This window comes from Staphylococcus microti, from assembly GCF_000934465.1.
GTDB lineage: Bacteria > Bacillota > Bacilli > Staphylococcales > Staphylococcaceae > Staphylococcus > Staphylococcus microti.
Map to the genome: position 1 here is coordinate 1 of NZ_JXWY01000028.1, position 15,303 is coordinate 15,303.

General features: G+C 39.2%; 10 protein-coding genes and 2 pseudogenes. 8 read left to right on the forward strand and 4 right to left on the reverse strand.

The genetic code is table 11. The features are described 5' to 3' along the window. Positions 1-126: 126 nt before the first annotated feature. From TP70_RS03560 to TP70_RS03570, 3 genes are all read right to left on the reverse strand, one after another. Positions 127-948 carry a Cof-type HAD-IIB family hydrolase gene (locus TP70_RS03560; protein WP_044359365.1) on the reverse strand — a complete coding sequence of 274 codons (822 nt, stop codon included), beginning with the start codon at positions 946-948 and terminating at the stop codon, positions 127-129. A gap of 219 nt (positions 949-1,167) precedes the next feature. Then, on the reverse strand, positions 1,168-2,604 hold the full coding sequence (locus TP70_RS03565; protein WP_044359366.1) for a 6-phospho-beta-glucosidase: 1,437 nt from the start codon (positions 2,602-2,604) through the stop codon (positions 1,168-1,170). Positions 2,605-2,622: 18 nt separating this feature from the next. Next, positions 2,623-4,521, reverse strand: a complete 1,899-nt coding sequence (locus TP70_RS03570; protein WP_044359367.1) for a beta-glucoside-specific PTS transporter subunit IIABC — start codon at positions 4,519-4,521, stop codon at positions 2,623-2,625. Between the two features lie 128 nt (positions 4,522-4,649). Here TP70_RS03570 and TP70_RS03575 point away from each other — a divergent pair, with 128 nt between their 5' ends. The 3 genes from TP70_RS03575 (at position 4,650) to TP70_RS11780 (ending at position 10,376) form a co-directional block, all read left to right on the forward strand. Continuing rightward, on the forward strand, positions 4,650-5,354 hold the full coding sequence (locus TP70_RS03575; RefSeq protein ID WP_044359368.1) for a GntR family transcriptional regulator: 705 nt from the start codon (positions 4,650-4,652) through the stop codon (positions 5,352-5,354). 194 nt (positions 5,355-5,548) lie between these two features. Next, positions 5,549-5,992, forward strand: coding sequence for a YSIRK-type signal peptide-containing protein (locus tag TP70_RS03580; protein WP_044359369.1), 444 nt, complete (start codon positions 5,549-5,551; stop codon positions 5,990-5,992). Between the two features lie 220 nt (positions 5,993-6,212). After that, on the forward strand, positions 6,213-10,376 hold the full coding sequence (locus TP70_RS11780; RefSeq protein WP_052502870.1) for a GA-like domain-containing protein: 4,164 nt from the start codon (positions 6,213-6,215) through the stop codon (positions 10,374-10,376). A gap of 174 nt (positions 10,377-10,550) precedes the next feature. On the opposite strand, the gene TP70_RS03590 is transcribed toward TP70_RS11780, so the two are convergent. Further along, on the reverse strand, positions 10,551-11,312 hold the full coding sequence (locus tag TP70_RS03590) for an AraC family transcriptional regulator (RefSeq protein ID WP_044359370.1): 762 nt from the start codon (positions 11,310-11,312) through the stop codon (positions 10,551-10,553). A 548-nt stretch (positions 11,313-11,860) separates the two neighbouring features. Here TP70_RS03590 and TP70_RS03595 point away from each other — a divergent pair. The 5 genes and pseudogenes from TP70_RS03595 (at position 11,861) to TP70_RS03610 (ending at position 15,271) form a co-directional block, all read left to right on the forward strand. Next, positions 11,861-12,760 (forward strand): hypothetical protein, encoded by a 900-nt coding sequence (locus TP70_RS03595; RefSeq protein ID WP_044359371.1) that lies wholly within the window; start codon positions 11,861-11,863, stop codon positions 12,758-12,760. Between the two features lie 191 nt (positions 12,761-12,951). Continuing rightward, positions 12,952-13,017 (forward strand): annotated as a pseudogene (locus TP70_RS12855) (zinc ribbon domain-containing protein); the annotation flags it as partial. 318 nt (positions 13,018-13,335) lie between these two features. Next, positions 13,336-13,551 (forward strand): annotated as a pseudogene (locus TP70_RS12665) (hypothetical protein); the annotation flags it as partial. A 151-nt stretch (positions 13,552-13,702) separates the two neighbouring features. Next, entirely contained in the window at positions 13,703-14,569 is an 867-nt protein-coding gene (locus TP70_RS03605; protein WP_044359372.1) for a hypothetical protein, read from the forward strand. A gap of 21 nt (positions 14,570-14,590) precedes the next feature. Beyond that, on the forward strand, positions 14,591-15,271 hold the full coding sequence (locus TP70_RS03610) for a zinc-ribbon domain-containing protein (protein WP_044359373.1): 681 nt from the start codon (positions 14,591-14,593) through the stop codon (positions 15,269-15,271). The last annotated feature ends 32 nt before the right edge of the window (positions 15,272-15,303 follow it).

Genomic DNA, 15,303 nt, shown 5'->3' on the forward strand with positions numbered 1-15,303 from the left:
GAAGTGCTTTATTTTTTTAAATAATATCTATAACGAAGGCCTGATTAAATGTCAAAAAACATTTAATCAGGCCTTCTTCGAAAAAAAGAGCCGGGAATTATGTCCCAGCCCCAAGAGGTAAGAGTGTTATTGTGTTCTGGCATCGAGGATTTGTTCAACGACCGTTGCGATGCCATTGTGATTGTTATCGTGTGTGACAATGTCAGCAATGGCTTTGACTTCAGGTGTTGCATTGCCCATAGCTACACCGATACCAGCGTCCCGCAACATTTCCATATCGTTCAGTTGATCGCCAAATGCTGCGACGTGTGCTTTACTGATACCAATGGCTTGGCATATATGATCTAACGCATTGGATTTGTTCACACCACGTGCGGTGATTTCCAAGTAAAAGGGTGTTGAACGTATCGTACTCAGCGTTTCACCGCACAACACATCAATGTCGTCAGCAATATCATCAATATAGTCAGGGTCTTGTGTTAATAAAATCTTGACCGGGTTAAAGTCGATCGTCTCATGCAGTGTTGGTGCGTAGACGAGCTCTAATCGGTGCGCACTGTATTCATGTTTGACGTATTGATTTTCCGGTGTGTTCGTATACAGCTTCCCATCATAATCAATCATATAAGTGATGTCAAAACGTGCTAAGGCTGTCAAAAAGGCACGTGCTTCTTCAACATCAATGCCTTTTTTGAAACATGTTTCGCCTGAGGTAACGTCTAACACCAATCCACCGTTATAAGCACCAATCAAGCCGTGGTGTTGGTGCAACTGTAAGGCGTCAATTTCATAATGAAAACCTGTGCGTGGTCGTCCAGACACAAGGGCGACGGTAAGTCCTTGTTGCTGTGCTGCAATCAATGCGCGTTGTGTCCGTTCCGTAATACGTCCGTCGTCATTAACGAGCGTTCCGTCACAATCTAGCGCAAGTAATTGAATGTCTTTCATCGAACCATCCTTTCTGTTAAAAAAGTTGGCGTGGGGCATAGGGAAAATGACTCTAAATAATTAAGTGAAAATCTGTAAATGGCAGTAGGTGTCTGAAGTGAAAATGCGTTTTAACAAACCTGTTTCACTTCTAGTCACCCTTGCCGGGGCGGGACGACGAAAGCTTTTCGAGAAAATACGCTTTCGGTCCCGCTCCCCTACACAATCATTCATATATCGTTACAACGATTCACCGTTTGTCGCAATGACGTTTTTATACCACTCAAATGAATCCTTTTTATAGCGTTTCATCGTCCCGTTACCTTTATCATCACGATCCACGTAAATCATGCCATAACGTTTTTTCATTTCGCCTGTTGTAAATGACACGATATCCATAATGCCCCAAGGTGTGTAACCTAGCAAGTCCACGCCGTCTAGTTCCACAGCATCTTTCATCGCTTTAATATGGTTTTTAAAGTAGTCAATACGTGATGCATCGTGTACCGTGTTGTCTTCTGTTAATTCATCGACAGCACCAAAGCCATTTTCTACAATAAACAATGGGATTTGATAGCGGTTGTATAGCGTATTTAAGACGTATCTCAAGCCGTCCGGGTCAATTTCCCAGCCCCAATCAGACGCGCCAATATATGGGTTTTTCACACCATTTGGTAGGCTACCATTGGCAATATTGTCCGTTTCGTTGTTTTGTACATCGTGTTTTACGGTTGTAGACATGTAGTAGCTAAATGCTAAATAGTCTACTGTACCTTCCGCAAGAATCTCTTCATCGCCAGGTTCGATTGGTAATGTCACGCCAAGGCGGTCTAACTCTTTCAACGCATAAGTAGGGTATTTTCCACGCACTTGCACATCTGGGAAGAAGAAACGTTCTCGGTTGGCAATTTCAGCTGCCATAATATCTTTCGGGTGACAAGAGTATGGATATACCGTTACATGAGAAACCATCGCGCCAATTTTAAAGTTTGGATTAATTTTATGGCCTGCAATGACCGCTTTGGCACTTGCTAATAATTGATGGTGTGCCGATTGATACATCACGCTACGTGCATCTTCGCCCGGCTGAATTTCAATCCCTGCGTTTGTCCATAAAAATAGCGGATTGTTCACGTCCATTTGGTTATTAATTTCGTTGAATGTCATCCAATATTCGACCTTGTCTTTGTATCGCTCGAACACAACTTTTGCGAACTTTTCAAAGTAGTCTACAACTTTACGGTTTCGGAAGCCACCGTATTCACGTGCTAAATGTAACGGAATTTCAAAATGGCTTAACGTGATGACCGGTTTAATACCATGTTTTAATAATTCGTCAAACACATCGTCATAAAATTGAAGCCCTGCTTCGTTCGGTTCTGCTTCATCGCCTTTTGGAAAAATACGTGTCCAACCGATAGATGTTCTTAAAACTTTAATGCCCATTTCTGCAAATAAAGCAATGTCCTCTTTGTAATGCGTGTAAAAATCAACCGCCTCATGGTTTGGATAAAACTCATGTGCTTCCACTTTCTCAGTAATACGTCTTGGTACACCGTGTGCACCGGCTGTAAGTACATCTACAACGGATGGCCCTTTGCCGTCCTTGTCCCAGCCACCTTCAAATTGATGTGCCGCAAAAGCACCGCCCCATAAAAAGTCTTTAGGTAATGTCATTGTTATTGCCTCCTCGTGTTATTTAATCACTTCTATTAATGTATCGCCGTGTTGTACAGCTGTTTCTGTCGTTGGTATTAGTTCGTTAAAATCGCCATGGTTCGTAATAATGACCGGTGTGACTGTCGAATAACCCGCATGTTTGATAGCGTCTGCATCAAAGCGAAGTAATGGCTGACCTGCTGTAATATCATCGCCATCTTGAACGAGTAATTCAAAATGTTCGCCGTTCAATTGCACCGTGTCCATACCGACATGAATTAAAATCTCAATACCTGTGTTACTGCGTATACCAATCGCATGTTTTGACGGTGTTGTCATCACGATACCGCCATCAACAGGTGCCACCACTTCATTGTGCGTCGGTTGAATGGCTATGCCGTCACCCATTGAACCTGAACTAAATACAGGATCTGCAATGTCTGAAAGTGCGATGACATCACCAGTTAATGGTGCCTGTACAATTGTTTCTAAGTCATTTTGTGTCGGCGTTGTTTCTGTGTCATTGTTCAGTTTAACAGGTTCAATATCTGCTTTTTCTACACTATCTTCGCCGTAACCGAAAATTTGAATAAGGACGATCGGTAAAATAATTGCGATTGCCACACCGATACATACGCCGATAAATGATGAAGGATTTTCGCTATTAATCGTATTCACAATTGTAAGTGGACCCGGTAAGCCAGCGTAAACATAGTAGTACGGATTGAAGAAGCTTGCGACAACTGCACCGATTGCACCTGAAATACAGCCGATAATAAATGGCTTTTTGAATCGTAAGTTCACACCGTAAATGGCAGGTTCTGTAATTCCAAATATCCCTGTAATCCCCGCTGATAATGAGATTTTTTTCGTTTCTTGTGCTTTCGCTTTAAAGAAAACACCTAAAACTGAACCGACTTGCGCAATAACAGCAATCGTTTGATATGCCTGGAAGGAGTCACGCCCAAAGTTGTCAAAATTCGCAAGGACAACGGGTGTGATTCCCCAGTGAACACCAAAAATAACGAAGACTTGCCAGAATGCGCCGATAATGATTGCTGCTAAAATTGGTAAGTTTTCTGCTAAGTAGTTGTAACCACCCGCCACACCATTGGCAAAGATTGTTGATAATGGTCCGATAATTAAAAGTGTTAACGGTACCATGACTACGATACAACATAAAGGCACGAATAACGACTTAACCACGTCTGGGAACACTCTGTTGAAGAAACGTTCAACGTAAGATAATGCCCATACTAAGAAAAGTGGTGGTAACACAGTAGATGTGTAGACCGTTTCACTTAATGGAATACCGAAAAAGCGGATCGTCTCGCCATTCGCAATATTGCCAGCCATTTCAGTCCATGTCGGGCTCACTAAAGCCATCGCACAAGCGAGCGCAATGTAGATATTCACTTTAAAATGCTTCGCTGCTGTTAATGCGATAAAAATGGGTAAAAAGGTAAACGGTGCCCACGAAATAAAACTAAACACTTCATATGTACCTGTTTTTTGGAAAGCAGGGAAAGCTAAGTTAATTAAAATGAGCGTCCCTTGTAAAATCCCGGCAGCCGCCAAAATATAAATAAACGGTGCAAATACTGCAGACATCGTCGCAATAACGCGGTTCAAAATCGAGCCTTTTTCTTGTACAGTCGCATCTGTTGTATCTTCAACATTTGTAATCGCGGTAAATGCGTCATATACTTCGCCGACATGTTGTCCAATCACAATTTGGAATTGGCCCCCATTTTCTACAACGGTAATGACACCCGTAAGTTCAGATACTTTACGTTTAAACTCGGGGTCAGAACGCTTTAATACTAAGCGTAAGCGTGTGGCACAACGTGCGACGTTAATAATATTGTCCTCGCCACCAACAGCTTCAAGTATGTCACGTGCTAATTGCTGATAGTTACGTACTGCTTTTGACACAAACTTCATCTCCTATCAAAACTCTATATTATTATCTAACATTATAATTGTACCAGTACAATTATTCAAGTGCGTAACTATCTTGAATTGTGTATAATGAGTGAAAGGTTTAAAAAAGGAGTCACGCCATGAATAAATATCAACAAATTGCGTATGAGATTGAACAATATATTCATGAACATAATTTGGCACAGGGGACAAAGCTAGATAGTTTAGATACATTGACGAAGCGGTATAACGTGAGCCGTAGCACAATTAGTAAAGCACTAGATACATTGGAGAAGAGAGGGGCGATCTTTCAACAGCGGGGTAGTGGCATTTTTGTAAGACGTCAACGCCGTGAAGGCTATATGAGCTTACTTGTTACAAGCGGATTTAGTGGTAGCTTTAAAGGACGTACGGTTCGTTATGACGTCTTAACAGTTGAACAAACTGTCGCCGATGAAGAAGTGGCAAACAACTTACATATTGATGTGAATGCCCCTGTTTATTTTGTAGAAAGGCTCATTTATACAGATGATGAAAAGTTGTGTAAAGAAGTGTCTTACTTTCCTGTCGCAGTCGTTCCGTATCTCAATAAAGAAATCGCAGAACAGTCTATTTTTAACTATTTAGAAACCGCATATAAAATGAAAGTTGGATTTGCTGATGTTTATTTAGTGATTGATCAATTAAACGAAGAAGAAGCGGCCATTTTAGACTTACCTGTATTATCACCCGGGTTATATATGGAACAAGTCGTCTATTTAGCAACCGGCATTCCATTTGATTATTCAAAAATTGTGTATCACTACAAACATGCGAAATTTTTCATACAGTCTGTAAGTGAATAAGTGATATATAGAATGTTTTAAAGAAAAGCACCCTATTTCAATTTATAAATGAATAAATTGAGGTAGGGTGTTTGCACATTTTACCAACAACAAGCCTTTTGTTACTTTATTGCACGCAACCTACATGAGCACTAATTTTGTAGTGTACAATGACCGAACAGTAAGTATTATAATTTAGGAGTTGTTGATATTTGATGAACAATAAACAAAGATTTGCGATAAGAAAATACACAGTAGGAACGGCATCTGTACTTGTAGGTGTGATGTTCTTAATGAGTGCACCAAATGCCCAAGCAAGTGAACAAAATACAGCTGTTGCTGAAAAAGGCAACGTTTCAATTATAGAGAAAGATAAAGAGATAGAAGCGACAACACCTGTAGCAGAAGAAGTAGTAGACGCACAAGATGTTGAAGTAACGACTGAAGTGGTAGAAGAGACACCAGAGGTAGAAAGTAATAAAGTAACACCAGTTGTTGAAGATAAGAAAGAAGATACAACAGCACCAGTAGAATCAAAATCAGAAGCGACAACACCTGAAGTAGTAAAAGAATCAACACTTAAAGTTGAAACACAGCCAGCAGCGTTAAAAGAAACGCAAAATACTACAAACACCGAGAAAGTAGCCCCCTGTTACTGAAGACAATCAGCAGCCAGTCCCAACACAACAAACAGTCACGTCAGTTGAAAATACTACTATTGAAAATCAAGCAGTTATTACGGCTAAAGGTGCAGAAACAGTCGAAAGTAAGACGACACCAGAAAACACTCTTGTACCTACTCAACAAAGTGGTGCGAGTCAAGAAACACCGAAAGCAGTTAATACAAGAACAGCTACAACAAACACAACGACAAAACCTGTGAAGCGAGCGTTTAGAAATGCAAGTAGCGAAAATGTTGAAGGACAAAGTGTCGATGAGAACGACTACAGATTTTTAATTGTTGGTAATACAGCGACAATTACAGATTACTTAGGAACAGATAAAGTATTAACGATTCCTAACACAGTACAAGGTAAAAAAGTAACAGAAATTAAAAACGATGTGTTCAGAAATAAAGATCTTACAAGCATTACACTTCAAGAAGGACTTGTGAAGATTGGCAATCACGCATTTGCAGAAAACAAATTGACGAACGTGACGATTCCTAAGAGTGTAAAATTGATCGGTGAGCACGTATTCAGAGACAACCAATTATCAAGTGTTACATTACAAGAAGGGTTAACATCAATCGGTGCACACGCATTTTCTAAAAACCAAATAACAAGTATTACGATTCCTGAGACAGTAACAACAATTGATAGTACAGCATTTGGTTACAATAAGTTAACAAGCGTGACAATTCCAAATGGCGTTAAAGTGATTGGAGACACAGCATTCGGCTATAACGAAATTACGAGTGTTTCAATTCCCGAAGGTGTAACGAAGATTGGAGATCACGTATTTAGAGATAACAAGTTGGCAAGTGTGACACTTCCTAAAAACTTGACACAAATTGGGAACTCAGCCTTCCAAAACAACCTATTAACAAGCATTGATATTCCAAAAGGTGTGACATCATTAGGAAATGCAGCCTTCCAAAATAACAAGCTGACAGAAGTTGTGATTCCAGAAGGCGTGACAACACTTGGTGCGCAAGTATTCGCATACAATAAAATTGCGAAAGTAACAATTCCAAGTACTGTAACGAAAATGGGTGACGCAGCATTTAGAAGTAATGAATTAACAAGCGTGACAATTCCAGAGAATATTACAGAAATTGGGAAAGAAACATTTAGAAATAATAAATTAACAGAAGTGATTATTCCTAAAAATATTAAAACAATTGGTGAATCAGCTTTCCAAAATAACCAATTAACAAGTGTGACAATTCCAGAAGGTGTGACATCACTTGGTAAATCTGCATTTGAAATGAACTTATTAACAACAGTAGATATTCCAGAAAGTGTAACATCTATTGGTGAGCGTGCATTTGCGATTAACAGATTTACACAGTACCATTTACCAAAGAATTTAGAAACGTCATTAACTGAAGAACAAAAAGCAAAAATTTATGAAGAAAACTTTATTCCACAATATCGTGCAGCAGATGCAGCTATCCAAAAAGCTGAAGAAGCAGCGAAAGCAGCACAAACTAAACTAGAAGCGGTCACAAAAGACGGTATTGTTACTGCGGAAGATAAAGCAGCAGTAGATGCAGCGAATAAGCAGATTGAAGCAGCGAAAGCAGCGGCGCAAGAGTTGTTGAAAGCAGTACCTGAGGGCACAGAAGGTCAAGCGGCGTTACAAGATCGTTTGAATAAAGTAAGCCTTGTGAACTCTCCTGAAGTAAACGACAAGCCAAATACAGATGATTCAGTAGCTAAACTGAAACTAGCGGATGACCTTGTGAGAGCAGCAGAAAAAGCTGAAAAAGAAGCGGAAGGCAAGCTAGCAGAAGTTACAAGAGATGGTATAGTAACACCAGCAGACAAAGCAGCAGTAGACACGGCAAATGCGAAGATTGAAGCAGCGAAAAAAGCGGCACAAGATGCATTGAATGAAGTGCCAAACGGTGTAGAAGGAAAGACCGGCTTACAAACTCGCTTAGACAATGTGAATCCAGTCGCGTCACCGGAAGTTAATGACAAAGACGCAAATGGTATTACAGACGAAAACGACGCGAAATTGAAACTAGCAGATGACCTTGTGAAAGCAGCAGAAAAAGCTGAGAAAGAAGCGGAAGACAAGTTAGCAGAAGTAACAAGAGATGGACTTGTAACGCCAGCAGAAAAAGCAGCAGTAGACGCGGCGAATGCGAAGATTGAAGCAGCGAAAAAAGCGGCACAAGATGCATTGAATAAAGTACCAGACGGCGTAGAAGGTAAGGTAGGCTTACAAACACGTTTAGACAATGTGAACCCAGTCGCGTCACCAGAAGTAAATGATGCGAACGCAAATGGTATTACAGATGAAAACGACGCGAAGTTGAAGTTAGCAGACGACTTAGTGAAAGCAGCCGAAAAGGCTGAAAAAGAAGCGGAAGACAAGCTAGCAGAAGTAACGAAAGACGGACTTGTCACACCAGCGGAGAAAGCAGCAGTAGACGCGGCGAATGCGAAGATTGAAGCAGCGAAAAAAGCAGCTCAAACAGCATTAGATGATATCCCAGCAGATATCGAAGGGAAAGTCGAGTTACAAGAGCGCTTAGACAATGTGAATCCAGTCGCGTCACCAGAAGTAAACGACAAAGATGCGAATGGTATTACAGACGAAAATGACGCGAAGTTGAAACTAGCAGACGACTTAGTGAAAGCAGCAGAAAAGGCTGAGAAGGAAGCAGAAGACAAGTTAGCAGAAGTAACGAAAGACGGACTTGTCACACCAGCGGAGAAAGCAGCAGTAGACGCGGCGAATGCGAATATTGAAGCAGCGAAGAAAGCAGCTCAAGATGCGTTAGACAAAGTGCCAAACGGTGTAGAAGGAAAGACCGGTTTACAAACACGTTTAGACAATGTGAATCCAGTCGCGTCACCGGAAGTTAATGACAAAGATGCAAATGGTATTACAGACGCAAATGACGCGAAGTTGAAACTAGCAGACGACCTAGTAAAAGCAGCCGAAAAAGCTGAGAAGGAAGCGGAAGACAAGTTAGCAGAAGTAACAAAAGACGGACTTGTCACACCAGCGGAAAAAGCATTAATTGACGAAGCGAATGCGAAAGTTGAAGCGGCGAAAAAAGCAGCTCAAACAGCACTAGATGATATCCCAGCAGGTATCGAAGGGAAAGTCGAGTTACAAGAGCGCTTAGACAATGTGAATCCAGTGGTGTCACCAGAAGTAAACGACAAAGATGCAAATGGTATTACAGACGCAAATGACGCGAAGTTGAAGTTAGCAGATGACCTTGTCAAAGCAGCCGAAAAGGCTGAAAAAGAAGCGGAAGACAAGCTAGCAGAAGTAACAAAAGATGGACTTGTAACGCCAGCAGAAAAAGCAGCAGTAGACGCGGCGAATGCGAAGATTGAAGCAGCGAAAAAAGCAGCTCAAACAGCACTAGATGATATCCCAGCAGGTATCGAAGGGAAAGTCGAGTTACAAGAGCGTTTAGATAATGTGAATCCAGTTGCATCGCCAGAAGTAAATGATGCGAACGCAAATGGCATTTCAGATGAAAACGACGCGAAGTTGAAACTAGCAGATGACCTTGTAAAAGCAGCCGAAAAAGCTGAGAAGGAAGCGGAAGACAAGTTAACAGAAGTAACAAAAGATGGACTTGTAACGCCAGCAGAAAAAGCAGCAGTAGATGCGGCGAATGCGAAGATTGAAGCAGCGAAAAAAGCGGCTCAAACAGCCCTAGATGATATCCCAGCAGGTATCGAAGGGAAAGTGGAATTACAAGAGCGCTTAGACAATGTGAATCCAGTGGCGTCACCAGAAATAAATGATGCGAACGCAAATGGCATTTCAGATGAAAACGATGCGAAATTGAAGTTAGCAGACGACCTAGTGAAAGCGGCAGAAAAAGCTGAGAAAGAAGCGGAAGACAAGTTAGCAGAAGTAATGAAAGACGGACTTGTCACACCAGCAGAAAAAGCATTAATTGACAAAGCGAATGCGAAAGTTGATGCGGCGAAGAAAGCAGCTCAAACAGCATTAGATGATATCCCAGCAGGTATCGAAGGGAGAGTCGGGTTACAAGAACGCTTAGATAAAGTACATGCTGTACCGTCACCAGAAGTAAATGATGCAAATAGCAATGGCATTGATGACGTTGTAGAAGCAGGTTTACAAGGTGGTAGCACAGGCAACACAGGTAGTGTTATTGGTTCTAACAATGGTGGTGTAGTAAGCACACAACAGAACCCAACAATGACAGCTACACAAGACCAAAATACAGCAACAGATTCTAACCAAGTAGCAACAAAAACATTGCCAGAAACGGGTAATACGTCAACAAATACAACATTATTTGGTAGCTTGTTTGCAGCATTAGGCGGACTATTCTTACTCGGTCGTCGTCGTAAAGAAAAAGATGCAAAATAATTGAATGTATCATGTTTGAACAAATGTAATATAAGTCATATAAAACTGTCGATAAAGTGTTTGCTTTGTCGGCAGTTTTTTTCACAAAATGTGCATGTATTTTTAGTTTTAAAATGCCAAAAACGCCACAAGTAGCGACTCAAAATGAGTGATACTGGTGGCGTTGTTTTATGATTATTTTCTTATATTGTTAGAAAGATGATCTTTTAAGAATTCGGATGGCGTCATATCAAAGGTCTTTTTGAAGTTTTTTAAATAAGATTCATAAGATTTAAAGCCATACGTTTTCCAAATATCTTGATCTAATCCTAACGTAATAATATCAGATGCAACATTGTACATTTTAATTTTACGTATATATTTCAGTAGTGGAATATTTAATGTTTCTGAAAAAAGTCGTGACAGATAACTCGTATTCACATAGAAATGCTCTGCGATTTTACTGACTGTCAACGGACTTTTATAATTTTCATTAATATAGTTCAACACATTGATAATTAAAGGATTCGTCACATTCGAGTAATTATTGTTATAACCACCCAAATGAATATAGTTAATCAATCGAATCATATGTAAATCAGAATGAAATCGCGTCGTATCATTTTTAGAATGAATAATGCTCGTAATTTCATGCTTGATTGCCATTTCAATATCATCTAAATCTAACTCTTTTGTATAAGTTTGATTCGAGTTTAATAGTGAAAATCGGTTAAAGCTGCGTTTGTTAATCGTTAATTCTAAAATTTCCCCATCGTTGTTAATAATAATAGGTGGAGAAAACGGTTTGACTAAGAAAAACTCATTGCTTTGAAAAATTTTAGCTGTATGATTTTTACTTACTCTGACTTCTCCAGACAAAATATAATAAATAACGATATGCTCAAAACTTGACTGTATGTTTACGTTATCGCTCAAAATTCGTTGTTTATAATCCATAACTCTCCCCTTTACACGTCTATGATACATACATGAAACCACCCGCTTTGAAGAGTAAAAAGTTCAGAACAAGCGCGTATGTCGTCATAAACTAATAAATAATCAAAATATGATTGGGTTGTTGTACAATCATAAAAGTTTGCACAGGCCACTTGAAGTATATGTCCAAATCAAAGACACCAAAGTATGAAATTCTAACAAACTTTATTTTCTATTGCTAGTATCTTTTCAATTTTTATACAATAACTTACTCATATTTTTTACAAACAAACATTTTTATAATGAGTGATTATTTATTAAATTTTACATTAAATTTAGCCGATTTTGATGACATGATAGTCTATATTCTTTACTATATTGCATTTTATATACAGTTGTTCTATATAAAAACAACACATATATTTATTTAAGTTTTTAACAAATAAAGCGTTATACAACTTATTAATATAGGAAGAAATGAAAATATTGGAGAAATCTTAAAAACAGTAGAAATATAGTGTTGAAAGAATGTATAATTAAAATAGTAAATCAATATACAGGAGGGCGTCATGAAAAAGCAAAATATATTAATCGGTGTTGTTGCGAGTACGTTATTATTATCAGGATGCGGGTTTTTAAATAACGACAATAATGAAAAACCAAAACAATCTAACACACAGTCGGCGAATCAAAATGACAAAAGTTCGAAGCAAAAAAAGCAAGGGAATGAAAGTGAGAACAATCAAACAGAGCAAAGCAAGGCATCACAACAAAATGAGAATAAGGGCTACATTTATCCTAAAAACACGAAAGAATATTATGCGCAAATTTGGTTAAGTGTACGAGATGATATTGAAAGTTTTGACAAATTGTCGATAACATATGACGCGTATGATTCTTCAGGTGAGCCAGTTAATTATAATAATGCGGATGCGTCAGCAATATATCCCGAAGGCGTAGTTCGATTAATGTCGACACCTACAGCAGGAGGTTCAATTACTTTCAAAGATAATAATGATGGGACAATTACAGTTTATGGTGTACCATCTAAATTTCAGGATCTTCAGTGGATTGAAGATGATAATTATTCATTAAGAGAAACGCAGAAAATGATGAATAGTGGGCAAAGAATAGCCATTAAAAATTCATCAGAGTCAGATATTGCATATGTTGCCAGCCGCTTTTTGAATAGTACACCGATATCAAGTGGAAAGACTACAGCAAACAGTGAATCAAGCAGTAGTTCATCAAGTACAACAGTGACACGCAGTAATGTAATCGACTTAGTGGAAGATTATGAAGGGCATTTATTAGATACAAGTACGTATACATTCAAAGAACCTGAACAGATGCCAGACGGCCGATGGGGCTTCTCAATTTTAGACAAAGCTGGCAACCTGGTAGGCTCATATATTATTGATCCAGATGGTACTGTGACGAAATATGATGAAAAAGGGCAACCTATTTAAATAACTGCATAGTAAAAAATACAACTGTCGATAAGCCTATGATGTTATCGGCAGTTTTTCCTAATTGAGAGAAGATACATGGTCATTTTTAGAAAATAATGTTTATTTGCGACTACTTTACAAGGTATAATGAGTTGGAAAATATATGATGACATGTAATGGAATTAATAAGAATTATAGGAGAAAAAGTTATGAAATATTGTACGAATTGTGGAAGTCCACTCAAAGCGCAACAACAGTTTTGTACGAACTGTGGGCATCAAGTGAATGCAAGGTCTGCAATGTATGTTCAAGAAGGGAAAAGTAGTAAATGGCCGTGGATTATCGGTATTATCGGTATCTTAATACTCTTAGCCGGGATGGGATTTGCAGGACTTCAATTGTATAAAAGTGTGGTGTTAAATCCATCAACGACACAAAGCCAAGCCAATAATCAAACTACTAGCAATACACAAAACAGTGAAAATATGCAAGATAACGGGAATGTACAGAGCAGTCAAACTGTGCAACAGCAGCCTATTAACAACGGACCACAAATCAGTCAGCAGCCGTCTGTGTCACAAAGAACACCGGTTAGAGTCACACGCAGTAATGTGATTGATTTGGTAGAAGATTATGAAGGGCATTATTTGGACACAAGTACATATACGTTTAAAGAGCCAGAACAACGTGCAGATGGTAGTTGGGGGTTCTCCATTTTATACAAATCATCAGGTAGATTAGCAGGTTCATATATTGTTGATCCGGATGGCACTGTAACGAAGTATGACGAAAAAGGACGACCAGAGTAAGCATAAGTAACAGATATAAACTATCGATTAGGGAAATCTCTCAATCGGTAGTTTTTTATGTTTTATCATGAAATTTCTCACAAAATGTAGTTTATTTATTTGATGTGTGCAATGTATAATTAATTTATAAATAAACATAGTGGAGGCCCTTATGAAAAAACAATCATTCCTCGTTGGTGTTGTCGCAAGTACCTTATTATTAACAGGTTGTAACTTTTTAACGCCAAATAATCAAAATAACAATCAGTCGACGAATGGTGCGAATAACCAGAGTTCAAATCAAAACAATCAACAAAACACGAATGGACAAGGTTCATATATTTATGATCAGAACACACGCGAATACTATGCCCAAATTTGGTTAACAGTTCGAGACAATATCGAAACGTTTAACCAAGGCGATGTTTCGTATACACCAGTAGATGTTGCAGGAACGCTTGTGAATCCGTACAATGCGGATGCGACGGCAACGTATCCAGAAGGCACGATTACATTGTCTGCCTCACCGACAGCGGCAGGTTCTATAACTTTTAAAGATAATCATGATGGAACAATTACAGTCTATAATGCACCGGGTCATTTTCATGATGATCGTTGGTTTGAAGATGATTTTTCTTTGAGAGAGTCACAAAAAATTATCGACAATGGCTATACGTTGACGATTAAAAATGCATCTCAATCAGATATTAATTATGTGGCACAGTACATTACACAAAGCACGCCACAGCCAAGTCCATCAGAAGCATATGAAGGCATTGATAGTGGTAGAGAAGAAAGTTCATCAAGCGAAGATTCAGAAATAACTGTAACGCGTGATAACGTGATTGATTTAGTGGAAGCATATGAAGGCGACTTCTTAGATACTGACACATATACATTTAAAGAACCTGAAAAAATGTCAGACGGTAGCTGGGGCTTCTCAATTTTAGATAAAGAAACAGGAGAGCTAGCAGGTTCGTATATTATTGATCCGGATGGCACTGTGACGAAATATGATGAGCACGGTAATCCAGAGTAAGAAATATAGGTGGAGATAACGATGAAATATTGTACAAAATGTGGGCATGCCTTAACGGAAAATCAAAGGTTTTGTAATAACTGTGGGCAACCAGTTAATGTGAGACCAGCCGTATATGTTCAAGAAGAGAAACGCAGTCCATGGCCGTGGATCTTTGGCATTATTGGTGTTTTAGTTCTGTTAGCAGGAATCGGATTTGCGGGCTTTCAAATATATAAAAACAACACAGCGAATCAAGCCACACAGCAAGCGCAAAATGATTCGGAGACACCCCAGACACCAAGTTGGAACGAGGCACCAAGCGCACAGACGTCTGTCAATGTTTTAACAGATAGCTTTAGTGCAGACTTTATGAATACACCAAACGTTGGTGGGTATAATGGCTTTAAAGTAGGCATGACACGTTCGCAAATCGAACAAATTGCAGGGCAGTCTACCGGCATGATACAGCTACTGGATTCAACGGTTATTGAGAAATTTAACAATATGGGTGTGGCCTATGATTCTAACGACAGAGTGTCAGCTGTTTATGTGACACCAGATAATGTCGCCACACAGACATTTACCAACTTCCATGGTGATCCTAAAATGGGTGGCGGAAGCCCGATGTTATACGATAACAATCCAAATAATGGCTACAGTATTTATGTCCATACGAAAAATGGCTATGTCGTCGCAATTCAAAATGGTCCACAATATTAGTTTGTAGATAAGACGATTGAGGTGTTTTGCTG